The sequence below is a fragment of the Aeromonas sp. 5HA1 genome, from assembly GCF_029237245.1.
Lineage (GTDB): Bacteria > Pseudomonadota > Gammaproteobacteria > Enterobacterales > Aeromonadaceae > Aeromonas > Aeromonas salmonicida.
Genome location: NZ_JAACFW010000004.1, coordinates 213,402 through 239,480 on the forward strand (window position 1 = coordinate 213,402; position 26,079 = coordinate 239,480).

Consider the following 26,079-nt stretch of genomic DNA (forward strand, 5'->3'; position numbering starts at 1 on the left):
GAGTGCAGATATGCTGACCCACCCATGATGAATCGAGGCAGCACAAGATGACCAAGGTACGCCCACGTTCCTTGCTGCAAGTGGTATTGATGGGCTTCGTCCTGGTATTGATGCCGCTGGGCGGCATGATCTGGCACGACAGTCAGGCCCTCGAACACTTGAGCCAGTTGACCAGCGACGAGCTGGAGCGGGCGGTGCGCGATACCCGTCGGGCGACCCTGCTCACAACCCAGGCCATTGATCTGGAACGTACTCTTCGCCGTTATGCGGTACTGGGGGATGAGCGCATCCTGGCCAGTTACCAGCAGCAGCTTGCCAGTTACCGCAGCCTGCTCGCTGCTCATCAGGGCTCGATCCCGGATGCCGAGGCTTACACCGGCCTCGAGCAGGTGCTGGCCTGGCTCGAGAGCCTGCAGGATCTGGCCAAGGCCAGAGCCGCCTCGGCCAGCCCGCAATTTGATGAATTTAATCAAATTAATCAGCAGCTTGAAGTGATTACCCGAGGCCAGGTCGATGAGCATGTGAGCCGGGTACGCGCCATGATTGCAGAATTGATGAGAGAGATCTGGTGGGTCAGCGGTTTCGTGGCCGTGCTCAGCCTGCTGCTGGTGCTGCTGTTTACCTATCTGATTATCCACCCTGTGCGTCAGATTGAGTCGCGGATCTTGAGTCTGGGTGCGGGTGTGGAGCCGGACAAACGCCCCGTGGACGGGCCGGCAGAGTTGGTGGTATTGGGGGAGCGGATCAACTGGTTGCACGACAAGCTCAAGGAGCTGGAACAGCAGAAATACCAGTTCCTGCGCCATGTTTCCCATGAGCTCAAGACGCCGCTGGCGGTGCTGCGGGAGGGCTCGGACCTGCTTGGCGAGCAGCTGGTGGGGCCGCTTACGCCGGATCAGCAGGAGATCTGCCAGATGCTGGAGGAGAACAGTCGCCGATTGCAGATCCTGATCGAACGTCTGCTCGATTTCAACCGCCTCAGCCAGCAGGAGGTGTTTACCCTGACGCCGGTGGCGCTGGCGCCCTTATTGTCAGAATTGTCTGCAGAATATCGCCTGGCACTGGAATCCAAACAAATCAGTGTACACTTGCCGACCGATCCCATCATGCTGCAGGCGGAGCCTTATCGCTTGCGATTGATCCTCGATAATCTGTTTTCCAATGCGGTCAGCTATGGCGCCAGGGGTGGCCAGATCTGGATCCGCGCCGGGCAGGATGCCAACGGCGGCTGGCTGGAGGTGGCCAACGAAGGGCCCGTCATTCCGGTAGCCGAACGGGAGCGGATCTTCGAGCCATTCGAGCAGGGCAGTATAGTTCGGCAAGGTTTGTTGAAAGGTTCCGGCATGGGGCTTTCCATCGCCCGCGAGTCGGCGATGAGCCTTGGCGGTGAATTGGTATTGATTGAAGACGAACAGGCTGATGTCTGTTTCCGGTTGACGTTGAAGTGAAGCAAAAGATGAAACAATGTGTTGTTCCGGTATTGATGATGGGCCTGCTCACAGGCTGTTCTTTGCTGCCAGCGCGTGACCCGGCGGCGTCGCCGGATCTCGCCCTCGCCAAGCGCATGGAGTTTGCCAACAAGGAGATGCAGGTACGCCTGCAATACTCGGACTGGTTGCTGGCCAGTCACGCTCAGCAGCGGGCGCAGGAGCGTCAGCGCCTCAAGGGCGCGACCGATGTCGAGAGCCGGGTCAGTCTGGCCATGGTCAATACCCACCCCTCCGAGTCGGTGGCAAACCGTCGGGCCGGGCTGGACAAACTCAAGAGCCTGCTGCCCGAGCTCGGGCTCGATGCCCAGGCTTTCCTGCGCAGTTGGATTGCGCTGGGTGAGGAGCTGCTGGTACGTGACAGCCGTCGTGACGACCAGAGTCAGGAGGTGCAGCGTCTGCGCCGCCAGATTGAACAGCTCTCCGCCATCGATGAACAGCTTAATCAACGCAAGCTCAACGGCAGTGGCGAGGCCCTGCCATGAGCCGGATCCTGCTGGTTGACGACGATGTCAGCCTGCTCAAGCTGATGAGCATGCGCCTGCGCAGCCAGGGCTACGAAGTGGATACCGCCGACAGCGCCGAAGGGGCGCTGGACAGACTGCGCCAGCAACGGGCCGATCTGGTGTTGAGCGACTTGCGCATGGCCGGCATGGACGGCCTGGCGCTGTTCGAGCGCATCCAGTCACAGTGGCTGGGGTTGCCTGTCATCATAATGACAGCCCACGGCACCATTCCCGATGCCATCCAGGCTACCCGCTCCGGGGTGTTCAGTTTTCTCACCAAACCCATCGACAAGGATGAGCTGTTTGCCACCATAGAGCATGCGTTGAGCCTGACACGCCCAAAGCAGCAACAGGAGTGGCAATCGCTGATCCTGACCCGCAATCCGCAGATGGAACAGTTGCTGATCCAGGCCAACAGCATAGCCGGCATGGAAGTGCCCGTGCTGATCATGGGGCCGTCCGGCTCAGGCAAAGGGGTGATGACTCAAGCCCTGCATCAGGCCAGCAGTCGCCGTGACAAGCCGCTGCACGTCATCAACTGCGCCGCCTTGCCGTGGCCTGCGCTGGATCTGCAGCTGTTTGGCGAGGACGGTCAGTCCGGCCTGTTCGAACAAGCCAAAGGCGCGACCCTGTTTCTCGACGAGATAGGAGACCTGTCGGAATCGCTACAGGCCAAGCTGTTGCAGGTGTTGCAGGAGTACGGTCAGGGTACGCCCGAGGTGCGGGTCATCAGCTCCAGCCATCAGGACCTGGTGACGGCGATGGAAGAGGGGCGTTTTCGGGAAGATCTCTTCTACCGCCTCAATGTGGCCAACATCACCTTGCCACCTCTCAGCGCCCGCAGTGAAGACATTCCACTGCTGGCCAGACAGGCGCTGGACGAATATCGCAGTCGTCACAATGACTGTGCGGCCCTGGGTTTTTCACCCGAGTCGCTGGCCATGCTGGCGGCCGCAGCCTGGCCCGGTAACGTGCGTCAGCTCTACAGCGTGGTGGAACAGCTGGCGAGCCTCTGTTGCAGTCCTGTGATTGGGGTGTCCATGGTGGAGTCCGCCCTGAGTGGCGGTGGCGGTGGCATCCCCTCGTTCAACGAGGCGCGGGCCGAGTTCGAGAAGGAGTATCTGATCCGTTTGCTGCGTACCACTGAGGGCAACGTGACCCTGGCGGCCAACATGGCGGGCAGAAACCGTACCGATTTCTACAAGTTATTGAATCGGCACGGCATAGAGGCGGCAAACTTCAAGTCGAAGGGATAAGCCGGGCAGTGTAGGTTTGCGTCCCGGCGAAGGATTATTCGCTGGTGAGTGCCATTCAGGCGGGATCGACTACGGCGGTAGAGGTTTGGGCTTTCTGGGTTTTCTGGGAGAGCCAGAGCCCGCTCGCTTTCATCAGATAACCGAATAGTGCGCCTATCACCAGAGACGGCAGTATCAGGCGCCACTCCCCCGCGGCACCGAAGGTGGCGCAGCAACCGGCAAAGGTGCCGGGAATGTAGTCCAGCCACTGCTGCTTTGCCTGCACACACATCAGGGTCGCAACCACGCCCGTCATCATATAGCCCGCCATGCCCGCTCCCCACCAGGCATCCCCGTGGATCAGCAGCAATGCCCATAGCATGCCGCTCCCATTGCACAGCATGGTTTGCAACAGCGCCTTGTAGCCACCGTTGGAGGCGAAGTAGCTGGTGCAGCCTAGAAAGCCGACCCAGGAGATGAGGCCGAGTGTGACGGCAACCCAGCCCCAGACGGCAGAGAGGATCCCGGTCGTGATGGCGATGGCGATCAATGGGCTCATGGCGTGACTCTTCTGTAGTGGAATTCGTAAAGAAAGGGAGCCTACCCCGCGCAGGGGGGGCGGCAAGCAGGGGCGAGATTGTGTGTGATCTTCATCACTCATTTCAACTCAGGAATACGCTTGCGCTCGCGAAAAAAATTCATTGGAGGCGTGCTCGACCCTGCACCATAGTTATGAGCCCTGTCCTGCTCATGGAGTGAGTCTGATGGCGCCAAATGTGATCGTTCCTCTGCTGGTATTCGTAGCATTGTTCCTGGTCGGAACCATGGCCAAGGCTCTGCCCCTTTACCAGCTCATGTAAATTTTCGTGAAATAAAACTCGGCCGGGGCAGGTCTTATGGTTGTTACCCTCATAGCCCCGGGAGTTTTTCCATGTTGATCAAGCGCCGTTCTTCTCATCATCCCACCGAACAGGATGTTACCCCGGAAGCCGTTTATCAGGATCGCCGCCTTATCCTCAAAGGGTTGGGCCTGGGGGCCGCCACTCTGGCGTTTCCCGCTCAGGCTGGCGTGCTCGACCTCTTCTCCGGCGACAAACCGGCACCTGCCGCATCGACCAGACCGCTCAACATTCGCGCCGCCGCCAGACCTGAGGGCGTGATCATCACCCCGGAGGAGAAGGCCACCACCCACAACAACTTCTATGAGCTGGGTACCGACAAGGGGGACCCGGCCCGCAATGCTCACTACCTCAAGCCCGAGCCGTGGCAACTGCGGGTAGAGGGGGAGGTGGCCAAGCCCTTCACCCTGGATGTGTGGGACCTCATCAACAAGACAGAGCTGGAGGAGCGCATCTATCGGCTGCGCTGCGTAGAGGCCTGGTCCATGGTGCTGCCCTGGAGCGGTATCAGTCTGGCGGAGCTCATTCGCCGTGCCGAGCCCACCAGTCGCGCCAAGTTCGTGGCCTTCGAGACCCTCTATGACCCCGAGCAGTTGCCGGGGCAAGCATCCCGTTCTCTTGGAGGGGGCATAGATTATCCCTATGTGGAGGGGCTGCGCATTGACGAGGCGATGAACCCGCTCTCCTTCCTGGCGATGGGCCTCTATGGCAAGACGCTGCCCGCCCAGAACGGGGCACCGATACGGCTGGTGGTGCCCTGGAAGTACGGCTTCAAGAGCATCAAGAGCATAGTTTCCATCCGGCTGGTGGAAGAGATGCCACCGACCACCTGGAATCTGCTGGCATCGAACGAATATGGCTTCTACGCCAACGTCAACCCGGAGGTGGATCACCCGCGCTGGAGTCAGGCCAGCGAGCGCTTCATCGGGGAGGGTGGCATCTTCGGTGCCAAGCGTCAGCCTACCCTGATGTTCAACGGTTATGCCGACGAGGTGGCCTCGCTCTATCAGGGAATGGATCTGAGACAATGGTACTGAGACTGACAACCGCTCATACCAAGGGCCGCACCCATGGGGTGGTCCTCACTTATCAAGCCATGGACTCAAGAAAATGGTACTGAGACTGACAGCGGTTCACATCAAGGGCCTGCGAGTGCTGGTGCATATGGGGTCCCTCGGCTTTCTGCTCTGGCTGGGGTATGCCTTGCCAGCCGGGCTGCTGGGGGGGGATCCTGTGCAGGGGCTGACCCACTATCTCGGCAAGGGGGCGCTCAATCTCTTGCTGATCACTCTGCTGGTGTCACCGCTCGCCAAGCGCTGGCGGCAGGGGCAGCTCATCAAGCTGCGCCGCCCTCTCGGGCTCTGGTGTGCGGCCTGGGCCGGGTTGCACTTTATGGTGTGGCTGGGGCTGGATCTGCAATTCGACTGGGGGCTTATTGGCGGTGAGCTGGTGAAGCGCAGCTACATACTGGTGGGGGCAGTGGCGATCTTGTTGCTGGCGGCGCTCAGTCTGACCTCTATCCCTGCCCTGCTGCGGGTCATGGGGCCGGCCTGGCAGAAGTTGCACAACTGGATCTATGCCGTTGCCCTGCTGGTGCCGGTGCACTACTGGTGGTCGGTGAAGAGTGGCTGGCAGGAACCGCTCATCTACCTGCTGCTGGCCTGTGCTCTGCTATGGCCACGGCGGGAGAAGTTGCTGCGCCCCTGGCGTCAGAGTCAACGCCAGAAGCTGAAAGAGGCGTAAGTTGCCGCTCAGGCATCACAGCGCAGAACTCGCATAGCAAAAGAGGCCTAATCGGCCTCTTTTTTGGTGATGTCGCCCGTGTAGGCGTCGACCAGCAACTGCACTCGCTGTTCGTCGGCATCCAGGGTTTCTACCTCGAATTTATCCCCTTCCAGCTCCACTTCCCGAATGTCGTGGTACCCTTGGGCCAACAACAACTTGACCAGCGCCGGCATGTCGAGACGCACCTGGGCCGCCCAGCCAAGGGTGGAGAAAAGGCAAAGGATCAGCAGGAAACTGCGTGGGATCATATTCATTCCGGATTCATGGCTGGCAGACTATAAACGGCATTATGTTAGGTTTTTGGAGATGAATCACCCATGAATAGAGCCCTGTCTCTGCTTGGGTTGCTGCTGCCCGTGATGGCGCAGGCGACCACGCCGAACGAGGCCTTGCTGCAACAAGCTGTCAGCGAGGGTCGGGTCAGGCCCTTTCATGAGGTGATGGAGGTGGCCTCCCTCCTGCCGGTGCGCGTGCTGCGCGTCGACCTGGGGGAAGAGGATGGCATCTGGCTGTATGAGCTCAAGCTCATCGACAGCGAGAACAGCGTGATCAAGGTCGGCTATCGCGCCGACAATCTGGAGATGGTGTGGCTCAAGGGCCACCATCTCGAGCGGCTGTTCGAGCCACGCCCGCCGCAAGAGGAAGATTGACCTTTGGGTGGGTGCCAGGTTGGGCTCCAAACTGACAATCCGGCACAATTGTTCAACCCTCCCATCTCCGTTGACGCAAGAGTAACCCTGCTTTGGATACCCATTTATGCGAATTCTGATAGTAGAAGATGAGAAGACCCTGGCGGGCCAGCTAGCCGAACAGCTGCGTCTGTCCGGTTTCGTGACCGACCTCTGCCATGATGGCAATGAGGCCGGCTTTCTCGGCGAGACCGAGCCTTATGACGCCATCATCCTGGATCTCGGCCTGCCGGGTCGCGATGGCCTGAGCGTGCTGAAGGAGTGGCGCAGCAAGGGGATAGATACCCCTGTGCTGGTACTGACCGCCCGAGGCCAGCTGCACGAGAAGATTGAGGGGCTCAATGCCGGTGCCGACGACTACCTCACCAAGCCGTTCCAGGTGGCGGAGCTGGTGGCGCGGGTACAGGCGCTGGTGCGACGGGCGGCGGGCAATGCCAGTTCGATCCTGGAGATCGGCGGGGTGCGGCTCGACATGGCGGCCTCCCAGGTCTGGTACGAAGGCACCCCCATCAAGCTCACCGCCCACGAATTTCGGGTGCTTGGCTACCTGATGCAGCACAGGGGCAAGGTGGTGTCGCGCAGCGAGCTGATCGACCACATCTATGCCCAGGATTTTGACCGCGACTCCAATACCGTCGAAGTCTTCATCGGCCGGATCCGCAAGAAGACCCACGCCGATCTCATTGAGACTGTGCGTGGCCTTGGATACCGGATCAACGAATGAGTCGGGCCTTGATGCAACCACTGCCAGGGTGCGGTGAATGAGGCTGGTCAGGACCCTGCGGGGGCGACTGGTAGTCATAGCGCTGGTCTGGTGCGGTCTCTTCCTGTTTGCCACAGGTTTCAGCCTGCAGACCATGATGCGCAACTACTGGCAAGAGGCGGAAGCAGACGGCCTGCGCCTGCAGCTCTACGATCTGCTCTCCCGCCTCGAGATCCAGCCAGATGGTCTGCCCATCGTCACCGAGCCCATGGCCGACCCCCGCTTTCGTCAACCCTATTCCGGCTACTACTGGCAGCTGGAGCTGGGGGATGAGGTGGTCAGCCGCTCGCGATCCCTGTGGGATGTGCACCTCAAGGTGCAGGGTCTGAAGTCGGCGTTTGGCGATCCGGATCTGTTTGTCGGCAGGGGACCCAACAAGGAGCCCCTGCTCATCATGACGCGTACCGTGCTACTGCCCGGGTCGGATCGGACGTTTACTCTGGTGATGGCCAAGGACAGCAGCGCCTTGACCCAGACCCTCAAGAAGACCCGCATCAGCCTGTTCCTGGGCCTCGGCTTCGCCGCCACGGGTCTGGTGCTGGGCTTCATGTTCCAGATCGTCTATGGTCTGCGTCCGCTGCATCTGCTGCGCCGCGAACTGGGACGGGTACATCAGGGGCATCAGGAGGGATTCCGGCTGCGTTATCCGCTGGAGATACAGCCGCTGGTGGAAGACATCAACCGCCTTCTGCACCACTACAGCGAGCTGCTGCAGCGAGCCCGCTCCCATACCGGTAATCTGGCTCACGCCCTCAAGACGCCGCTCAGCATAATGCGCAATCAGGTGGCCCAGTTGTCGCCGGAGGATCAAGCCGCCATCGGTGAGCAGCTCGACCAGATCCAGCGCCACATCGACTATCACCTCGGCAAGGCGCGGGTGACCGGCGCCGCCAAGATCCTAGGGGTGTCGACCCCGGTGCGGGCACGGGTGGAGTACATCTGCCGTGCCTTCTCCCGTCTCTATCCGGGCAAGGAGGTGGATCTGCAGGTACCGGCCAATCTGGCGGTCGGGGTGGAGGAGCAGGACTTCGACGAGATGGTGGGCAACTTGCTGGAGAACGCCTACAAGTGGTCGGCCGGTCAGCTGCGTATTTCCAGCGCCGAGCTGGGGGGCTGGATCACGCTGCGCATCGAGGATGACGGCCCCGGCATGAGCGAGGATCAGATCGCCAAGGCTGTGTTGCGCGGGGTACGGCTCGACGAGAAGGTGCCGGGCTCGGGGCTCGGCCTCAACATAGTCTCCGATCTGGCCGAGGCCTATCGAGGCAACCTCATCATGGGTCGGGCGGAGTTGGGTGGTCTGGCTGCGTCTCTGTCACTGCCCAAGGTGGCCAGGGTAGAGAGCTAGATATTATCAGCCCCGTTATGGGGCTGATGGAATTGTGGTGGTCTGGCCGCGTCCCTTCACTGCCCAGGTGGCAAGGGGGGAAGGTCAGGCATAAGATAAGACACTTGTTCAAGCCTGAGGAAGGGTAGCAATGACAGACGATCCATGGGCACTATGTCACCTTGATGACTCGTTCGATTCCTCCGTGTTGGGGATCAAGGGGGCACAGCTTCAGTGGTTTGAAGACAGAGATAGCCTGATCGCATTCCTGCTGGAAGATTTCATCGATCTACTGGCCGATGCCGGCGAGCTGGATGAAGACGAAGTTGCCAGCGCCCGCGAGCGCTTCACTCTGCTGGTGGAGCAGATCAGCGACGATCGTGCCTTGGTGGATGCGCTCAACGATCTTGCCTCCGGCCTGCGTCGTATCGCCTGGCTGGGGCCGCTCTCCGAGCTGGCCGAAGTCAGTGATGACTTCGCCGCCGGCCTGCGCCGCTATTTCTGGACCCAATACGATGGCGACGAAGATGACCCGGATGCCTGGGTGTCGGAAGAGCTCTGGCCACAGCTGGTGGAGTGCGCGGAAGAGTATATGCAGGAAGGCGACTTCTGAGTCACCAAGCCATAGCACATTGACAGCAATAAAAAACGGCGCCTGATGGCGCCGTTTTTGTTGGTCGAGTGTGGACTCAGCCGTTGGCCGGGACCGCGTGAGCGGTATTTGCCAGTGCCGGGCCCCTGTATTTCTCGATCTGCAGCTGGGCCATGTGGCCACAGTTGCCCTGCGCCAGGCTGGAGGTGCCCTCGTCGAAGGTCAGGCAGTTGACGTTGCCGTTCTTGCAGATGGCCCCCGCCTCGCCGGGTTTGGCCGGGTCGAACCAGGCCCCTTCACAGATGCGCACCACGCCAGGACGTATGTCTTTCGACACCAGGGCACCCACCAGGATCTGGCCGCGATCGTTGAAGGCACGCACCAGATCCCCATCCTGAATGCCACGAGCCTTGGCATCATCCGGGTGGATCAGAATGGCCTCCCGATCGGCGATGGCAAACTTGTCTCGCAGCGGCGTGTTGTCCAGCTGGGAGTGCAGGCGTTGGGTCGGATGCGAGGTGTTGAGCGACAGCGGATAACGGCTGGCTGCCTCGCTCTTCACCCACTCCTTGGGCTCATACCACTTGGGATGGCCGGCGCAGTCGGCATAGCCCATGCCGGCGATGGTGTTGGAAAAGATCTCGATCTTGCCGGACGGGGTGCCGAGCGGGTTGAGCAAGGGGTTCTCGCGAAAGTCGGCGTGACGGATCCACTGGCGGTTCGCCTCCGGAATGGGGAAGCGGATGTAGTTGTTGGACTCCCAGAACATGTTGAATGGCGGCAGCGCCACCCGCGCACCACGGGCCTGGGCGGCCATGCCGTCATACATCTGCTTGAGCCACAGCATCTCGTCCTTGCCTTCGGTGTAGGCTTCCAGCAGGCCCAGCTTGGCGGCAATGGCGCTGAAGATGTCGAAGTCGTTGCGTGACTCGTGCTGGGGCGGCACGCACCGGTGCATGGGGAACACGTAGCGCTGGGAGTAATCGCCCCCCATCTCCAGATCGTTGCGCTCGTAGCTGGTGGTGGCCGGCAGCACTATGTCTGCGTGCTTGGCGGTGGCGGTCCAGTAGGGTTCATGGACTATCACGGTCTGTGGCTTGCGCCAGGCCTTGAGCAGGTTGTTGGTGTCCTGATGGTGGTGGAAGGGGTTGCCACCCGCCACATAGACCAGCTTGATGTCCGGATAAGTCACCTGACGACCGTTGAAGTCGATGGTCTTGCCCGGGTTGGCGAGACAGTCGGCGATGCGGGCCACCGGGATCGGGGCCGGACTGTTCTTGGGCGCGTTGCCGGCCGAGATACCCGCCAGTATGCCCCCCTTGGCGGTGGGGCTGCCACCGGAGGAGTAGTGGTAGCTGAAGCCGTAGCCGCCACCGGGCAGGCCGATCTGGCCCAGCATGGCGGCCAGGGTCACCAGCATCCAGTTGGGCTGCTCGCCGTGATGCTGACGTTGCATGCCCCAGCCCGCCATGATCATGGTGCGCTTGGACGCCATGTCGAGGGCCAGCTGACGGATCACGGCTGCATCGACACCGCAGACTGTGCTCGCCCACTCGGCACTCTTCGGCTGACCATCCTCCTTGCCCAGCAGGTAGGTGAGGAACTTGTCGAAACCACTGGTGTAGCGATCGAGGAAGGCCTGATCGTGCTTCTGCTCGGTATACAGGGTGTGGGCCACCCCCAGCATCATGGCCACGTCGGTATAGGCGTTCGGTGCAATCCACTCGGCCCCGGCCAGCTTGGCGGTCTCGTTGTAGACGGGATCGATGCTGATGATGCGGGTGCCCTTCTCCTTCAGTGCCTGGAAGCCGGCCTGACCCTCGTGGTCCGGCATGTTCCAGCTGTTCTTCAGGGTTACCTGGGCGTTGACGCCCCACAGCACCACCAGTTCGGCGTGTTCGATCACGTTCGGCCAGGCGGTCTGCTGCTCATACACCTCGATGGAGCCCATGACGTGGGACATGATCACCTGGGCGGCGCCGGCGGAGTAGTCACCGGCATAACCGGTGAAGCCACCGGCCAGGTTCATCAGGCGGTGCAGCAGGGTACGGCTGTTGTGGAACATGCCGACGCTCTTCCAGCCGTAGGAACCGGCGTGGATCGCCTGCGGGCCGAAGTCGCTCTGTACCCGGCCTATCTCGCCGGCCACCAGTTCGATGGCCTTGTCCCAGCTCACCCGCACCCATTCGTCGGCGCCGCGCAGCTCGGGTCTGGCACCAGGGCCCTGCTCCAGCCAGCTCTTGCGCACCATGGGGTACTTGATGCGGTTCTTGGCATGGACCTGGTAGGGCGCCATGTCGATGAGGTCGTTTGGCGCCGGATCATCGGCTACCGGCTGGACGCGCACCATGCGGCCATCTTCGACTATGGCTTCGAAGGCACCCCAGTGGGCGCCGGTCAGTATGCCTTTCTGGGCCGGGACCAGGGTCGGGAACTGTTCCAGCGCCGTGCTGATGGCCTGGGCCAGCGCACTCTTCGGGAAGATGCCGGCGAGCAGCGGCAAGGCCGCGCAGGCGCCGAGCCCCTTGAGCAGGTTGCGGCGGGACAGATTGGTGTTCTTATCGGTAAAAAAAGTCATGACGATTTCCTCTGTGCCAGCCTTAGTGCGCCGCGCTCATGTCACTGGCATGTTTCTGGACGTATTGGGTCAACATGCGAGCCTGTTCCGGGGTCAGGGAGGTACGGTTTTCCATCCCCTTGATGACGCCGATCCACTGGTTGGCATTGAAGTGATCCAGCGCCGTGAGGCCGTGGCAGCCGGTGCAGTTGTTGGACATCAGGGTGGAGGCGTATTGCCACAGCTTGCCCTGATCGCCAATGAGCTGGGTCTGATCCACCCAGGCGGTCAGTTTGACCTGATGCCAGGTGAGGTTGGTGGCGCTGTCGGTTTCGCTCTGGCCGGTGACCAGGGATTTTTTGGCGGCATCGCCTACCAGCACGCTGAGGATCCGCTTGCCGGGAGCGGCGTAGAAGACTTCACTCACGCCGTCCTGTTGCCAGCCTTCGATCTGCACCTGGGCACGGCCATTTTCGTTGGCCAGTACTTCCACCTTGGTGGAGGGCATCAGGGTGCCTTCGTCTGTCTTGGCGGCGGCATCGAGGAACAGCGGCGCCGTGGCGATGGCGTAACGAGTAGTGACGTTGGCCGGAGTCTGGGCGGCAGCCTGGGCCAGCTCGCTCGCGCCGGCGGCAGCCAGCTCGCTCATGTCAGGCATGATGTGGGCGACACCGCGGTGGCAGTCGATACAGGTCTGGCCTTCCTTGATGGCGACCGGGTGCTCGGCCCGGGCATTGGGGCGTTGGGCCAGAATGTCCATGGCGGCGTAGCTGTGGCAGCTGCGGCAGGTGGCAGAGTCATTGGCTTTGAGCTCGTCCCACACCGACTGGGCCATGCGCAGCTTGTGCGACTCGTATTTCTCAGGGGTGTCCAGGGTGCCGATCGCCTCATGATAGATATCCTTCACGGCGCGGATCTTGGTCCACAGATAGGCGCTGGGTTCATTGGGGATGTGACAGTCTGCACACTCGGCCCGGATGCCCTTCACGTTCTGGAAGTGGACGCTGCCCTGATACTCGGCCAGCGGGGTTTGCATGGAGTGGCAGGAGACGCAAAACTCGGTAGAACTGGTTTTATGCATCACTGTCATGGTGACACCCAATGCCGCGACGCCCAGCAGGGCTCCGAGCAGCAGGAGCCAGAACCAGGTCTTTCTCAATAATTTTCCAAGCATGGCGGCATTTTCCTACGATCAAATATTACCAATATAGTAGTAGCTAGAGAGAGGCTGGGGATTGACCTCTATCATGATTTTTATTTTGCAATGCCATATTAAATGCATTAATTATTTTGTATTTTATCATTTAATTGAATTTAATTTAATATCCATGCTTTTCTTATCCTATTCGAACTCGTTCGGGTCAGGTTTCATTACATGGCCCGCATTAGCATCTTGAAGGGTAGTCGCCCGCTTTATCCCGAGTCGCACCTCTGACCGACTGTGTGCTCGTGATCACCGAACCCGCGGATGGCCAGGCTTGGGCTTTGCAAAAGGCTCGGTATATACTGTTCGCATATACAGTATTCAGGTGTGTTTACCATGCGACTCTTTATCGCCGAGAAGCCCAGTCTTGGCCGAGCCATTGCCGATGTGTTGCCCAAGCCCCACAAGAAGGGGGACGGTTTCATCGAAACTGCCCAGGGGGATGTGGTGACTTGGTGCATCGGCCACCTGCTGGAGCAGGCCGAGCCCGATGCCTACGACGCCGCCTTCAAGCAGTGGCGCATGGAGCAACTGCCCATTATCCCCGCCCAGTGGCAACTGGTGGCCAAGCCCAAGACCAAGACCCAGCTAACCGTCATCAAGCGGCTGATCAAGCTGGCCGACTGCGTGGTGAATGCCGGTGACCCGGACAGGGAAGGGCAACTGCTGGTGGACGAGGTGATCGACTTTCTCGGTTACCCCAAGACCAGACCGGTGCAGCGCTGCCTTATCAGCGATCTCAATCCGCCGGCGGTGCGCCGCGCCCTCGACAAGCTCAGAGACAACAAGGAGTTCGTGCCGCTGGCGGTATCGGCACTGGCCCGCAGCCGTGCCGACTGGCTCTATGGCATCAACATGACCCGTGCTTACACCCTGCTCGGTCGCAAGGGCGGTTGCAGCGAACTGCTGTCGGTCGGTCGGGTACAGACCCCGCTGTTGGGGCTGGTGGTGCGGCGGGATCTGGAGATAGAGGCCTTCGTACCAAAGCCCTTCTATGAGGTGCTGGCCCATCTGGTGACCGATGGCAACGAGCGCTTCAGTGCCAAGTGGCTGCCCTCCGAGGCCTGCCTGCCCTGGCAGGATGAGGAGGGGCGGGTGCTCAACCGGGCGCTGGCGGAGAAAGTGGTCAGTCGCATCAATGGCCAACCAGCATCGGTGGAAGAGGTAGAGGAACAGGCCCGCAAGCAGGCGGCGCCGCTGCCCTACAACCTCTCCAGTTTGCAGATCGATGCCGCCAAGCGCTTTGGCATGGATGCCAAGCGAGTGCTGGATGTCTGTCAGGGACTCTACGAGCGCCACAAGCTCATCACTTATCCCCGATCCGACAGCCGTCACCTGCCCAGCGATCACTTCAACCGGGCCGCCCAGGTGCGGGAGGCCATCGCTGCTACTGCGCCGGCATTCGCCAGGGCGGTGAGCGAGGCGGACGGCAAGATCCGCAGCAAGGCGTGGAATGACAGCAAGGTGGATGCCCACCACGCCATCATCCCCACCGAGAAGCGTGGCAACGAGGGCAGTCTCAGCGGCGATGAGGCCAAAATCTACGGTCTGGTGGCGCGCCAATACCTGCTGCAGTTCTACCCGCCGTTCGAGTACAACGACAGCAAGGTGCTGCTGCGTATCGCGGGTGGCCTGTTCCAGGCCAAGGCGCGGCGGATCCTCAAGGCGGGCTGGAAGGCCCTGCTGGGGGTGGAAGAAGATGACGACGAAGAGAAAGCCGGTACCCTGCCCGCCCTGAAAGAGGGGGAGCAATTGCTGTGCAAGCGCGGCGAGCTGCTGGAGAAGATGACCCAGGCGCCCAAGTCGTTCACCGATGCCACCTTGCTGGCCGCCATGACCGGCATAGCCCGCTACGTGCAGGATCCCGAGATCCGCAAGACCCTGCGCGAGACCGATGGCCTGGGTACAGAGGCGACCCGGGCCGGCATCATAGACCTGCTGTTCAGGCGTCGTTTTCTGGTGCGCCAGGGCAAGAGTATCAAGGGCACACCCACTGGACGGGCACTGATCCTGGCGCTGCCCGCCACCGCTACCACGCCGGACATGACGGCTCTGTGGGAGCAGAGCCTGGGCCAGATTGCCGAGCGGCACGCCAGCTATCAGCAATTTATGGGGCCACTGACGGAGCAGTTGAACACCTTGATCGAGGGGGCCAGGCAGGATTCCGGCGCCAGCTTCAGCGCCCTGCCCAAGGCGGCGCCGGGGGCCGGCAAGCCGCGTTTTCCCCGTCGCAAGAGCAGTGCAGGCACCACTGGCACTCCTCGCAAGAGTGCCGGCAAGCGCCCGGCCAAGAGCAAGGCGACCTGAGTCGCCGCGCCGCAATACCAGGCTGGATAAGCCAAATAGAAAAAGGGGCTCTTGGCCCCTTTTTCTATATTGCACCTGGACTAGCCCGTATAGACACTCTCTTCCGGATACTTGATGCGGGTTTCGCTCGGGCGAGCCAGCATGAAGGCCAGGGTCAGCGGGCCGAGACGACCACAGATCATCACCAGTACCAGGATAAGCTTTCCCGGCTCGCTCAAGGAGGCAGTAATGCCGGTAGAAAGCCCCACAGTGGCGAACGCAGAGACGGTCTCGAACATGATTTTGTCGAACGGCAGATCCTCGGTCACCATCAGCAGGAACATCGCCAGCATCAGTACCATGGTGCTGACCATGATGATGGCCAGCGAGCGGGTCACTATCTGGGGTGACAAGGTGCGACCAAAGGCGGTGACATGGGGTCGCTTGCTCAGGAAGGCACGGGTCGCCAGCAGCACCACCGCAAAGGTGGTCACCTTGATACCACCGCCGGTAGAGGTGGTACCCGCCCCGATAAACATCAGCATCATCAGGAACAGCAGGGCCGCCGGAGTCATAAGCCCGATATCTATGGTATTGAAGCCCGCGGTCCGCGCACTGGCAGAGTGAAAGAAGGCAGCCAGCCACTGTCCCCCAAAGGAGGTGGCGCCAAGGGTGCCCGGATTGTTGCGCTCTAGCAGCCAGAACATCAGGGTGCCCAGCAGCAGCAGGGCAAGGGTCATCACCAGCATCAGCTTGCTGTGCAGCTTCAGTTTGCGCCAGCGGCGGTTGCGTACCAGATCGACGATGACGGTAAAGCCTATGCCTCCCAGGATCAGCAAGAGCGCAATCGTCAGCGAGATCAGGGGATCATCCCGATAATCCATCAGGCTGTTGGGAAACAGTGAAAAACCGGCGTTGTTGAAGGCGGAAACTGCATGGAAGAAGCTGACATAAAGACCGCGTTCCCAGCCCATATCGGGCACCCAGCGGATGGCCATGACAGCGGTGCCGATCAGCTGGGCGATAAAGGCGAACAGCACTATGCGTCTGACCAGCCCCACTATGTTGACCGAGCCCTCCTGTCCCAGCGCCTCCTTGGCCAGTACCTGCTGGCGCAGGCCGACCCGTTTGCTGAACATGGCGATCAGCAGCAGTGTCATTGTCATCTGACCCAGACCGCCAATCTCCATCAATATCAACAGGAAGATCTGTCCCTGCAGCGTGAAGGCGGTACCTGTATCCACCACACCGAGCCCGGTCACGCTGATGGCCGAGGTGGCGGTGAACAGGGCGTTGACGAAGGTCACCTCGCCATTGTGGCTGGAGGGTTGCACCAGAAAAATGGTGCCGATCAGCAGGATGACCAGAAAGCTGCCCAGGATCAGCTTGGCTTCGCTCCAGCGGGAGTTGTCATCCCGATGCAGGGCGAAGGCGTAGCTGCTGCGCCAATTGATCACAGGGTTTCCAGCCAGTGGTCGATGGCGTGTTTGTTGCCCGCCATGATCAGTATGTCGCCCAGTTGCAGCTCCATCTTGCCGGTCAGCACGTTATGCAGCACATCGCCTCGCTTGATGGCGAGCAGCTGGAAGTCGTTCTGTTGCAGCAGATGCAAGTCACCGAGATTGCGGGCATTTTGCTGCAGACCGATAACGACTTCGGTCAGCACCATGTCGTGGCCCAGCTCCAGATAGTCGAACAACCGGTTGTCCAGCATGCTCTGGGCAACTCGTCGGCCCATGTCCCACTCCGGGTTGATCACCTTGTCGGCCCCGACTTTATGCAGGATTTTGGCGTGAAACTTGTCACGGGCCTTGACCCACACCTTCTTCACGCCCGCCTCTTTCAGGACGAGCGTGGTGAGTATGCTGGTCTCGAGGTTGTCACCGATGGCGACAAAAACGATGTCGAAGTTGGCCAGCCCCAGCTCTGCCACGGTAGCCTCATCGGTCGCATCGGCGACGATGACATGGCTGCACAGAGTGGCTATCTGGCGGGTCTTGCTTTCGTCGATATCAATCGCCAGCACCTCGGCATCCTGCCGTTGCAGCTCTTCGCACAGGGCGCTGCCAAACAGCCCCAGTCCGATGACGGCAAATTGGTTGTTCATGAGTACTTCCTCGGGAGTCGGAGCCGGATACTCTACTCCAGCAGATCGAGTCCGAAAAGAGGGCGGGATTTTTCGTCCGGCGGGAATATAAGGTAGACTGCCCGCTTGCTATTGTCGGGACACGCAGATGAAACTCACCCCCCACGCCTCCTTGTTGACGCTCAACACCCTGGCCCTCGATGCCCACTGCCTCTGGCTGGCGGAGGTAGACAATCTTGATGACCTGCCGCAGATCCTGGCCAGTCCTGAACTGGCAGAATTGCCCCGCCTGGTGTTGGGTGGTGGCAGCAATATATTGTTTTGCAATGATTTCGCTGGCCTGGTGGTACTCAACCGGCTGAAGGGTATCGCACTGCAGGATGAGGGGGATCACTGGCTGTTGCATGTGGCCGCCGGTGAGGACTGGCATCAACTGGTGTGTCATGCCCTGCAACAGGGATGGTATGGTCTGGAGAATCTGGCGCTGATCCCGGGCACAGTCGGCGCCGCGCCGGTGCAGAATATCGGTGCTTACGGGGTCGAGCTGGCTCGTTTCTGTGCCTATGTGGAGGCATTCAACTGGCAGAGCGGTCAGGTGGAGCGGATCAAGGCCGCCGATTGTCATTTCGGCTACCGTGACAGCATCTTCAAGCACGCCTGTCAGGATTCTCACTTCATTACCGCCGTCGGTCTGCGTCTGCCCAAGGCCTGGACGCCCATGCTGGGTTATGGCCCGCTGGCGGCGCTCGGTGACACGCCCACGGCGCAGGCCATCTTCGATACCGTCTGCGCCACCCGGATGGCCAAGCTGCCGGATCCCAACCTGCTCGGCAATGCGGGCAGTTTCTTCAAGAACCCCGTGGTAACGACGACGCAGGCCGACACGCTCAAGCAGCAATATCCGCAGATGCCCTGCTACCCGGCCGGGGAAGGGCAGGCCAAGCTGGCGGCTGGCTGGCTCATCGATCAGTGCGGTCTCAAGGGTTTTGCCATCGGCCGCGCAGCCGTCCACCAGGAACAGGCGTTGGTGCTGGTCAATCTGGGGGGGGCCAGCGCCATGGAGCTCATCGCTCTGGCGGCCCATGTGCGCGACAGCGTGGAGCAGAAATTCGGGGTGGTGCTGGAGCACGAAGTGCGCTTCATTGGGCTGACCGGTGAGACTTGGCTCGATGAGGTACTGGCATGACGCTTACTCCCATCAGGCAGACACTGGTCACCCTGCTCAGCGATGGCCAGTTTCACTCCGGCGAGCAGCTCGGCGAGCAGCTCGGCATCAGCCGTGCAGCAGTGGGCAAGCACATGGCAGCGCTCAAGGAGCTGGGGCTTGACCTGTTCAGTCTGACCGGCAAGGGTTATCGGCTGGCGGTGCCAATGGCGCTGTACGATCAGGCGCAGTTGCAGGCGTTGGCCCCCATGGCGCCGGTGCACTGCTTCCCGGTGATCGACTCCACCAACCAGTATCTGCTGGAGCGAGTCAACCAGCTGCAGTCCGGCGAGAGTTGTCTGGCCGAGTGCCAGACTGCCGGTCGTGGTCGCCGTGGCAAGCCCTGGGTTTCCCCCTTTGGCTGCCAGCTGATCCTGAGCATGTATTGGCGACTCGAGCAGGGCATGGCGGCGGCCATGGGCCTCAGTCTGGCGGTTGGAGTGGCCGTGGTGCAGGCGCTGGAATCCCTGGGCTATCCGGGGGTCGAGCTCAAGTGGCCGAACGATCTCTATTATCAGGGCCGCAAGCTGGCGGGCATTCTGGTAGAAATGAGCGGCAGCGCCGGTGCCAGCTGCAACCTGGTGATCGGGGTGGGCCTCAATCTGGCGATGCCGGCCCGGGAGGGTGAGCGGATCGATCAGGCCTGGTCCGAGCTTCGCCACATCAAACCGGAATTGGTGGATCGCAATCTGCTGGCCGCCCGCATGCTTGGCCACCTGCAACAGGCCATGTTGACCTTCGAGCAGCAGGGGCTGTCGGACTTTGTCGATGACTGGAACCGGCTCGATCACTTCGCCGGTCGGCCGGTGCGCCTCTTGATGGGGGAGCAGGAAATCCGTGGCATCGCCCGTGGCATCGATGATCGCGGCGCCCTGCGCCTGGAGACGAGCGAGGGGATCAAGTTCTATCTGGGGGGAGAGATTTCCCTGCGACGGGGCGACTGATATCCCGGTGTGCCAGAGACACCAATGGAAGAGGGGGCCTGCAGGCCCCCTCTTCGTTCATGTACTGTGCTCACTGGCCATCACTTGCGCAGTTTGATCTGCTCGATGGCATGCTCATGACCCTTGGTCAGGATCAGATTGGCCCGCTCCCGGGTTGGCAGTATGTTTTCCTGCAAATTGAGATAGTTGATATCTTGCCAGATGGTGTTGGCGATCTTGCTGGCCTCACTCTCCGCCAACTTGGCGTAGTGGTGGAAGTAGGAGTCCGGATCCGAGAAGGCACCGCTGCGAAATTTGAGGAAGCGCTCGACATACCAGGTGCGCAGCAATTCGGTTTCGGCATCCACATAGATGGAGAAATCGACAAAATCTGACACGAATACTCTATGGGGTTCCTGTGGATAGTCCATGCCGCTTTGCAGCACATTTAGCCCTTCCAGGATCAGGATATCCGGCTGTTCCACCACCTTCTTCTCATCCGGAATGATATCGTAGATGAGGTGGGAGTAGACAGGCGCCTCTACCTTCTCATGGCCGGCGCGGATATTGGCGACAAACTCCACCAGATGGCGGATGTCGTAGGACTCCGGAAAGCCCTTGCGGCGCATCAGGCCACGCTCTTCCAGCACCTTGTTGGGATAAAGGAAGCCATCCGTGGTGACCAGCTCTACCCGAGGATGCTCCGGCCAGCGCTCCAGCAGCGCCTGCATGATACGGGCCGTGGTGCTCTTTCCCCCCGCCACGCTACCGGCGATGCTGATGATGTAAGTGCCCTTGCCGCGGGACTGGCCGAGGAACTGTTCCAGCACCCGGCTGCGGCGCTGCTTGGCCTTGACGTAGAGATTGAGCAGGCGAGAGAGGGGCAGGTAGATCTCTTCCACCTCCTGCAATGACACCTTTTCATTGATACCGCGCAGGGTCTGCAGATCGTGTTCGGTCAGGGTCAGGGGGACCGCATCGCGCAATAACGCCCATTGTTCGCGGGTGAATTGCAAATAGGGGTTATGCTCTGTCGTCATGGTGTCATCACTGTTTCTTGGGCAGGGCGACCATACACCAAGGGGTGGGGAGCGACAAGCTATGCTGCGGATCCGAGCAGGGAGTGAGTCCTTTTTTGCATACTTCCCGGCAATAATGCACATTTTGCAAGGCGCAATGGTTGCATCCCCAAAATCCTTACAATAAAATGCGCGACGCTTGGATGTCTGTCGTCTATTTGCCCGGCAAAAGCGATAAAACAACGGGTGCAAGCAGAATTACCGTTGTGGCATTTATGCACCGGAGGGGTTCCCGAGCGGCCAAAGGGATCAGACTGTAAATCTGACGGCTCTGCCTTCGAAGGTTCGAATCCTTCTCCCTCCACCATATTTCTCTGCGGTTTGAGTTCTTTGGGTTAGAGAAATGCGGGCATCGTATAATGGCTATTACCTCAGCCTTCCAAGCTGATGATGCGGGTTCGATTCCCGCTGCCCGCTCCAAGATGCTGATATGGCTCAGGCGATAGCAAGAGTCACACCTTAGCGGGTGAGTTCGGCAATCGAACCTGGCTGCCAGCACCAACCTCTCTTCCCTACCAGATTCAAATCCATCATATAAACTGTTCTGTGGTTAGCTTGCCACCGCGTACTCAGCGTTAGTTTAGAGGGACGATCATGTCTAAAGAAAAATTTGAGCGTAACAAACCGCACGTTAACGTGGGTACCATCGGCCACGTTGACCACGGTAAAACCACCCTGACTGCAGCCATCACCAACGTGCTGGCCAAGCACTTCGGTGGTAAAGCTTTCGCCTTCGACCAGATCGACAAGGCACCGGAAGAGCGTGAGCGTGGTATCACCATCAACACCTCCCACGTAGAATACGATACCGCTACCCGCCACTACGCGCACGTAGATTGCCCGGGTCACGCCGACTACGTTAAAAACATGATCACCGGTGCTGCCCAGATGGACGGCGCGATCCTGGTAGTAGCTGCGACCGACGGCCCGATGCCGCAAACTCGTGAGCACATCCTGCTGGGTCGCCAGGTTGGTATCCCGTACATGATCGTGTTCATGAACAAGTGCGACATGGTAGATGACGAAGAGCTGCTCGAACTGGTCGAGATGGAAGTTCGTGAACTGCTGACCGAGTATGACTTCCCGGGTGATGACCTGCCGGTAGTTCGTGGTTCCGCGCTGAAAGCGCTGGAAGGCGACGCTGCATGGGAAGAGAAGATCATCGAGCTGGCTGGCCACCTGGATACCTATATCCCGGAGCCGGAGCGCGCAATTGACCTGCCGTTCCTGATGCCTATCGAAGACGTATTCTCCATCGCTGGCCGTGGTACCGTAGTTACCGGTCGTGTAGAGCGCGGTATCGTCAAAGTCGGTGAGACCGTAGAAATCGTGGGTATCAAAGATACCGTTTCTACCACCTGTACCGGTGTTGAAATGTTCCGCAAGCTGCTGGACGAAGGTCGTGCAGGCGAGAACATCGGCGCGCTGCTGCGTGGCGTCAAGCGTGAAGACGTAGAGCGCGGTCAGGTACTGGCCAAGCCGGGCTCCATCAAGCCGCACACCAAGTTTGAATCTGAAGTGTACGTACTGTCCAAAGAAGAAGGTGGTCGTCATACCCCGTTCTTCAAAGGCTACCGTCCGCAGTTCTACTTCCGTACAACCGACGTGACCGGTACCATCGAACTGCCGGAAGGCGTGGAGATGGTAATGCCAGGCGACAACATCAAAATGGTTGTTACCCTGATTGCGCCGATCGCAATGGACGACGGCCTGCGTTTCGCTATCCGTGAAGGTGGCCGTACCGTAGGTGCCGGTGTTGTAGCCAGCGTGATTGCTTAATCTTTGGCTTACATAAATAAAGCAAAGCCCCTATAATAGGGGCTTTCTTATGTAGGGGCGTAGTTCGAATTGGTAGAACAGCGGTCTCCAAAACCGATGGTTGCGGGTTCGAGTCCTGCCGCCCCTGCCATATACCTCGTCTCGTACGGGGCTTTTGTGTCTTTGGTTACGTCAGATACAGGTGGGTTGTATGAGTGTTAGTTCTGAGAGCCAGGGCGGAAGCAAGGATACCCTGCTTTGGGGCCTGGTTTTCATTATCCTGGCGGCCGCTGTAGTGGGTAATTACCTGCTCAACGATGTTGTCGCTGCCGTCCGCGCCCTGGGTGTGGTCGTTGTCATTGCTGCTGCTGGTGCAGTAGCCCTGCAAACCACCAAGGGAAAGGCGACACTGGCGTTTGCCCGTGAGTCTCGCCTGGAAGTCCGCAAGGTCGTATGGCCGACCCGTCAGGAAGCCATTCAGACAACCCTGATTGTGCTGGCGGTGACTGCCGTGATGGGGCTGTTGCTGTTCATGCTGGACGGTGCCTTGGTCTGGTTGGTCAACTTGATTACCGGAGTGTAAGGATAAGCCATGACTGAACAACGTGAACAACGTATGAGATGGTATGTCGTGCAGGCATTCTCCGGCTATGAAGGTCGGGTAGCTAAATCCCTGCGCGAACATATCAAGATGCATGGCATGGAAGACATGTTCGGTGAAGTACTGGTCCCGACGGAAGAAGTGGTCGAGATGCGTGCTGGCCAGAAGCGCAAGAGTGAGCGCAAATTTTTCCCGGGCTACGTGCTGGTTCAGATGCTCATGGATGAAACCACATGGCACTTGGTGCGTAACGTACCGCGTGTGATGGGCTTCATTGGTGGCACCTCTGATCGCCCGGCTCCTATCTCTGATAAGGAAGCCGATGCGATCCTGAACCGTCTGCAAGATGCCCACGACAAGCCGCGTCCGAAAACCCTGTTTGAACCGGGTGAAATGGTGCGGGTTGCCGATGGTCCGTTTGCCGACTTCAACGGTACCGTTGAAGAGGTGGACTACGAGAAGAGCCGCGTGAAGGTCTCCGTTTTGATCTTCGGTCGCTCAACGCCGGTAGAACTGGATTTTGGTCAGGTCGAAAAGGGCTGATTAAACTCTGTACGTTAACGGTTGTCAGGGGCAGCGAATGCCACTATAATTCGCTGCCCCTTTATTAGTTGGGGAGCCGTTTGCAGGAGCATGTCTCCGAGGCGCTAGAACCCATTTCTGAGGTATTTTTCTAATGGCTAAGAAAGTCACAGCTTATATCAAGCTGCAAGTTAAGGCTGGCAGTGCTAACCCCAGCCCTCCCGTTGGTCCTGCTCTGGGTCAGCACGGTGTTAACATCATGGAATTCTGTAAGGCGTTCAACGCTCGTACAGAGAAGCTGGAAAAAGGCTCACCGACTCCGGTCGTGATCACCGTTTACAGCGACCGTTCCTTCACCTTCGAAACCAAGACTCCGCCTGCTGCCTTCCTGTTGAAGAAAGCTGCCGGTATCCAGTCTGGTTCAGCCAAGCCGAACAAAGACAAGGTTGGTAAGGTGACTGTTGCCCAGCTGCAAGAAATCGCCAAGACCAAAGAGCCGGATATGACCGGTGCCGATCTGGATGCAAAAGTACGTTGCATCGCAGGCTCCGCTCGTTCCATGGGCCTGGTAGTGGAGGATTAAGACAATGGCAAAACTTTCCAAGCGTATGCGCGTTATTCGCGAAAAAGTTGACGGAACCAAAGAGTACTCCATCAACGAAGCCATTGCCCTGCTGAAAGAACTGGCTACCGCCAAGTTCGTTGAGAGCGTTGACGTTGCTGTCAATCTGGGTATCGATGCTCGTAAATCTGACCAAAACGTTCGTGGTGCTACTGTACTGCCGCACGGTACCGGTCGCGATGTACGTGTTGCCGTATTCACCCAGGGTGCCAACGCCGAAGCTGCCAAAGCTGCCGGTGCTGAACTGGTTGGTATGGATGACCTGGCCGATCTGGTCAAGAAAGGCGAAATGAACTTCGACGTCGTGATCGCATCCCCGGATGCCATGCGCGTTGTTGGTCAACTGGGTCAAATCCTGGGCCCGCGTGGCCTGATGCCGAACCCGAAAGTCGGTACTGTAACACCGAACGTTGCTGAAGCTGTGAAGAATGCCAAAGCCGGTCAGGTTCGTTACCGTAATGACAAGAATGGTATCATCCATACCACTCTGGGTAAGGTTTCTTTCGACGAAGTTCAGCTGAAAGAAAACTTGGAATCACTGCTGGTTGCCCTGAAAAAGGCCAAGCCGTCTTCCGCCAAAGGTATCTTCATCAAGAAAGTCAGCATCTCCACCACCATGGGTGCCGGTGTTGCCGTAGACCAAGCTTCTCTGGAAGCTCAGGGCTAATTGATGGATTTTACAAGGCGCAAAATTTAATCTATAATTTTGCGCCTTGATTGGTTGGGGGCTTCGACCTCCGTCCAAGACCGCAGGAGGCTGCAAAGCCTTAATCCTTCCTGCGTAGACGGTGCCGGAAACCCAGCGAGAAAGATTCTTTCTCTTCTGGAATCCTGCTACCGCATCGTTCCCCTCTGTTGTGAAGGTAGGGGGGATGTGTCAGTACTGAGTCATGAGACTCAGATTCAATCCAGGAGTTAAGCCAATGGCATTGGGACTCGAAGACAAAAAGGCAATTGTTGCTGAAGTCAACGAAGCTGCCAAAGGCGCCCTGTCCGCAGTTGTAGCCGATTCTCGCGGCGTCACTGTAGACAAGATGACCGTCCTGCGTAAAACCGCTCGTGAAGCCGGTGTGTACATGCGCGTTGTGCGTAACACCCTGCTGCGTCGTGCGGTTGAAGGTACCGAATTCGCGTGCCTGAACGACGTATTGACTGGTCCTACCTTGATTGCTTTCTCCAACGAACACCCGGGCGCTGCTGCTCGTCTGTTCAAAGAGTTTGCCAAAGCGAACCAAAAGTTCGAAATCAAGGCCGGCGCTTTTAACGGTGAGTTTATCGCCGCAGCACAAATTGATCGTCTGGCCACGCTGCCGACTTACGACGAAGCAATTGCGAAGTTGATGGCGACTATGAAAGAAGCCTCTGCTGGCAAGCTGGTTCGTACCATCGCTGCTGTGCGTGATCAGAAACAAGCTGCTGCTTGATTCTCGCCTATTTAGGCTGTTTGAGTTTATTCAACATCAGGAATTTTTGTCATGTCTATCACTAAAGACCAAATCATCGAAGCCGTTGCTTCCATGTCCGTAATGGAAGTTGTTGAGCTGATCGAAGCTATGGAAGAGAAGTTCGGTGTTTCTGCCGCTGTTGCTGTTGCTGCCGGTCCGGCTGCTGAAGCAGTAGAAGAGAAAACCGAGTTCGACGTAGTTCTGACTGCTGCTGGCGCCAACAAAGTTGCCGTCATCAAGGCCGTTCGTGCCGCTACCGGTCTGGGCCTGAAAGAAGCCAAAGACTTGGTAGAAGCCGCTCCTGCCAACCTGAAAGAAGCCATCTCCAAAGATGAAGCTGAAACTCTGAAGAAGCAGCTTGAAGAAGCTGGTGCTTCTGTTGAGATCAAATAATCTGCATTTATGTAGATTAGCCTGATAAATCAGGCTAGGGCTGGTGAATATTTGTTCACCAGCCTTTTTGCGCTGTAGACTGAGAGCATTTCACACCGTTTACGACTCTCGGTGCA

26 protein-coding genes and 3 tRNA genes are annotated in these 26,079 nt (G+C 59.1%); 22 read left to right on the plus strand and 7 right to left on the minus strand.

The genetic code is table 11. The features are described 5' to 3' along the window. Positions 1-47 precede the first annotated feature (47 nt). The 3 genes from GWQ27_RS05795 to GWQ27_RS05805 are packed head-to-tail and all read left to right on the plus strand — an operon-like array spanning position 48 to position 3,249. Positions 48-1,448: an ATP-binding protein gene (locus GWQ27_RS05795; RefSeq protein WP_275906894.1), complete on the plus strand. Its 1,401-nt coding sequence runs from the start codon at positions 48-50 to the stop codon at positions 1,446-1,448. A gap of 8 nt (positions 1,449-1,456) precedes the next feature. Further along, on the plus strand, positions 1,457-1,972 hold the full coding sequence (locus GWQ27_RS05800; protein ID WP_058395097.1) for a hypothetical protein: 516 nt from the start codon (positions 1,457-1,459) through the stop codon (positions 1,970-1,972). Then, positions 1,969-3,249, plus strand: coding sequence for a sigma 54-interacting transcriptional regulator (locus tag GWQ27_RS05805; protein ID WP_059168192.1), 1,281 nt, complete (start codon positions 1,969-1,971; stop codon positions 3,247-3,249). The genes GWQ27_RS05800 and GWQ27_RS05805 overlap by 4 nt, the downstream gene beginning before the upstream one ends. A gap of 55 nt (positions 3,250-3,304) precedes the next feature. On the opposite strand, the gene GWQ27_RS05810 is transcribed toward GWQ27_RS05805, so the two are convergent. Further along, entirely contained in the window at positions 3,305-3,787 is a 483-nt protein-coding gene (locus GWQ27_RS05810) for a DUF1097 domain-containing protein (RefSeq protein WP_275906895.1), read from the minus strand. 372 nt (positions 3,788-4,159) lie between these two features. Here GWQ27_RS05810 and msrP point away from each other — a divergent pair, with 372 nt between their 5' ends. Both msrP and GWQ27_RS05820 read left to right on the plus strand, forming a co-directional pair. After that, a complete protein-coding gene (gene msrP, locus GWQ27_RS05815) occupies positions 4,160-5,164 on the plus strand; it encodes a protein-methionine-sulfoxide reductase catalytic subunit MsrP (protein WP_169046975.1) in 1,005 nt (334 codons plus the stop codon). 73 nt (positions 5,165-5,237) lie between these two features. Continuing rightward, complete coding sequence (locus GWQ27_RS05820; protein WP_275906896.1) at positions 5,238-5,870, plus strand: protein-methionine-sulfoxide reductase heme-binding subunit MsrQ; 633 nt, start codon at positions 5,238-5,240, stop codon at positions 5,868-5,870. Between the two features lie 47 nt (positions 5,871-5,917). Here GWQ27_RS05820 and GWQ27_RS05825 read toward each other — a convergent pair whose 3' ends face one another. Then, on the minus strand, positions 5,918-6,166 hold the full coding sequence (locus GWQ27_RS05825; RefSeq protein WP_021139857.1) for a PepSY domain-containing protein: 249 nt from the start codon (positions 6,164-6,166) through the stop codon (positions 5,918-5,920). 63 nt (positions 6,167-6,229) lie between these two features. Here GWQ27_RS05825 and GWQ27_RS05830 point away from each other — a divergent pair, with 63 nt between their 5' ends. The 4 genes from GWQ27_RS05830 (at position 6,230) to GWQ27_RS05845 (ending at position 9,304) form a co-directional block, all read left to right on the plus strand. Then, the gene (locus GWQ27_RS05830; RefSeq protein ID WP_005318516.1) at positions 6,230-6,562 is read left to right on the plus strand and encodes a hypothetical protein; all 333 of its coding nucleotides are present in this window, start codon (positions 6,230-6,232) and stop codon (positions 6,560-6,562) included. Positions 6,563-6,668: 106 nt separating this feature from the next. Then, a complete protein-coding gene (locus GWQ27_RS05835; protein ID WP_005318517.1) occupies positions 6,669-7,325 on the plus strand; it encodes a response regulator transcription factor in 657 nt (218 codons plus the stop codon). Positions 7,326-7,362: 37 nt separating this feature from the next. Then, positions 7,363-8,712 (plus strand): sensor histidine kinase, encoded by a 1,350-nt coding sequence (locus GWQ27_RS05840; protein ID WP_021139858.1) that lies wholly within the window; start codon positions 7,363-7,365, stop codon positions 8,710-8,712. A 130-nt stretch (positions 8,713-8,842) separates the two neighbouring features. After that, the gene (locus tag GWQ27_RS05845; protein ID WP_113721028.1) at positions 8,843-9,304 is read left to right on the plus strand and encodes a hypothetical protein; all 462 of its coding nucleotides are present in this window, start codon (positions 8,843-8,845) and stop codon (positions 9,302-9,304) included. Positions 9,305-9,380: 76 nt separating this feature from the next. On the opposite strand, the gene torA is transcribed toward GWQ27_RS05845, so the two are convergent. Both torA and GWQ27_RS05855 read right to left on the minus strand, forming a co-directional pair. Then, the gene (torA, locus tag GWQ27_RS05850) at positions 9,381-11,861 is read right to left on the minus strand and encodes a trimethylamine-N-oxide reductase TorA (RefSeq protein ID WP_275906897.1); all 2,481 of its coding nucleotides are present in this window, start codon (positions 11,859-11,861) and stop codon (positions 9,381-9,383) included. A gap of 22 nt (positions 11,862-11,883) precedes the next feature. Beyond that, entirely contained in the window at positions 11,884-13,014 is a 1,131-nt protein-coding gene (locus GWQ27_RS05855; protein ID WP_275906898.1) for a NapC/NirT family cytochrome c, read from the minus strand. A 366-nt stretch (positions 13,015-13,380) separates the two neighbouring features. On the opposite strand from GWQ27_RS05855, the gene GWQ27_RS05860 reads away from it, so the two are divergent. Continuing rightward, entirely contained in the window at positions 13,381-15,351 is a 1,971-nt protein-coding gene (locus tag GWQ27_RS05860; protein ID WP_275906899.1) for a DNA topoisomerase III, read from the plus strand. Between the two features lie 80 nt (positions 15,352-15,431). Here GWQ27_RS05860 and GWQ27_RS05865 read toward each other — a convergent pair whose 3' ends face one another. Beyond that, entirely contained in the window at positions 15,432-16,787 is a 1,356-nt protein-coding gene (locus tag GWQ27_RS05865) for a TrkH family potassium uptake protein (RefSeq protein ID WP_275906900.1), read from the minus strand. Next, complete coding sequence (locus GWQ27_RS05870) at positions 16,784-17,437, minus strand: TrkA family potassium uptake protein (RefSeq protein ID WP_021139864.1); 654 nt, start codon at positions 17,435-17,437, stop codon at positions 16,784-16,786. Before GWQ27_RS05870 ends, GWQ27_RS05865 begins: the two co-directional genes overlap by 4 nt. A gap of 127 nt (positions 17,438-17,564) precedes the next feature. Between GWQ27_RS05870 and murB the strand changes: the two genes are divergently transcribed. Both murB and birA read left to right on the plus strand, forming a co-directional pair. Beyond that, entirely contained in the window at positions 17,565-18,602 is a 1,038-nt protein-coding gene (gene murB / locus GWQ27_RS05875) for a UDP-N-acetylmuramate dehydrogenase (RefSeq protein WP_275906901.1), read from the plus strand. Next, complete coding sequence (birA, locus tag GWQ27_RS05880) at positions 18,599-19,564, plus strand: bifunctional biotin--[acetyl-CoA-carboxylase] ligase/biotin operon repressor BirA (RefSeq protein WP_275906902.1); 966 nt, start codon at positions 18,599-18,601, stop codon at positions 19,562-19,564. The genes murB and birA overlap by 4 nt, the downstream gene beginning before the upstream one ends. An 80-nt stretch (positions 19,565-19,644) precedes the next feature. On the opposite strand, the gene coaA is transcribed toward birA, so the two are convergent. After that, positions 19,645-20,583 (minus strand): type I pantothenate kinase, encoded by a 939-nt coding sequence (coaA, locus tag GWQ27_RS05885; protein WP_011898271.1) that lies wholly within the window; start codon positions 20,581-20,583, stop codon positions 19,645-19,647. A 261-nt stretch (positions 20,584-20,844) separates the two neighbouring features. Here coaA and GWQ27_RS05890 point away from each other — a divergent pair. The 10 genes from GWQ27_RS05890 (at position 20,845) to rplL (ending at position 25,963) form a co-directional block, all read left to right on the plus strand. Further along, a tRNA-Tyr gene (locus GWQ27_RS05890) sits at positions 20,845-20,929 on the plus strand. Positions 20,930-20,967: 38 nt separating this feature from the next. Next, a tRNA-Gly gene (locus GWQ27_RS05895) sits at positions 20,968-21,042 on the plus strand. A 174-nt stretch (positions 21,043-21,216) separates the two neighbouring features. Beyond that, a complete protein-coding gene (gene tuf, locus GWQ27_RS05900; protein WP_033135315.1) occupies positions 21,217-22,401 on the plus strand; it encodes an elongation factor Tu in 1,185 nt (394 codons plus the stop codon). 53 nt (positions 22,402-22,454) lie between these two features. Beyond that, a tRNA-Trp gene (locus GWQ27_RS05905) sits at positions 22,455-22,531 on the plus strand. A 60-nt stretch (positions 22,532-22,591) separates the two neighbouring features. Further along, complete coding sequence (gene secE / locus GWQ27_RS05910; RefSeq protein ID WP_005318552.1) at positions 22,592-22,963, plus strand: preprotein translocase subunit SecE; 372 nt, start codon at positions 22,592-22,594, stop codon at positions 22,961-22,963. Positions 22,964-22,972: 9 nt separating this feature from the next. Then, entirely contained in the window at positions 22,973-23,524 is a 552-nt protein-coding gene (gene nusG / locus GWQ27_RS05915) for a transcription termination/antitermination protein NusG (protein ID WP_005318554.1), read from the plus strand. Between the two features lie 133 nt (positions 23,525-23,657). Continuing rightward, positions 23,658-24,086, plus strand: a complete 429-nt coding sequence (gene rplK, locus GWQ27_RS05920) for a 50S ribosomal protein L11 (RefSeq protein WP_005318556.1) — start codon at positions 23,658-23,660, stop codon at positions 24,084-24,086. A 4-nt stretch (positions 24,087-24,090) separates the two neighbouring features. Further along, a complete protein-coding gene (gene rplA, locus GWQ27_RS05925) occupies positions 24,091-24,792 on the plus strand; it encodes a 50S ribosomal protein L1 (protein ID WP_005318560.1) in 702 nt (233 codons plus the stop codon). Positions 24,793-25,048: 256 nt separating this feature from the next. Further along, positions 25,049-25,549 carry a 50S ribosomal protein L10 gene (gene rplJ / locus GWQ27_RS05930; protein ID WP_005318563.1) on the plus strand — a complete coding sequence of 167 codons (501 nt, stop codon included), beginning with the start codon at positions 25,049-25,051 and terminating at the stop codon, positions 25,547-25,549. 51 nt (positions 25,550-25,600) lie between these two features. Further along, a complete protein-coding gene (gene rplL, locus GWQ27_RS05935) occupies positions 25,601-25,963 on the plus strand; it encodes a 50S ribosomal protein L7/L12 (RefSeq protein ID WP_005318565.1) in 363 nt (120 codons plus the stop codon). Positions 25,964-26,079: the final 116 nt, after the last annotated feature.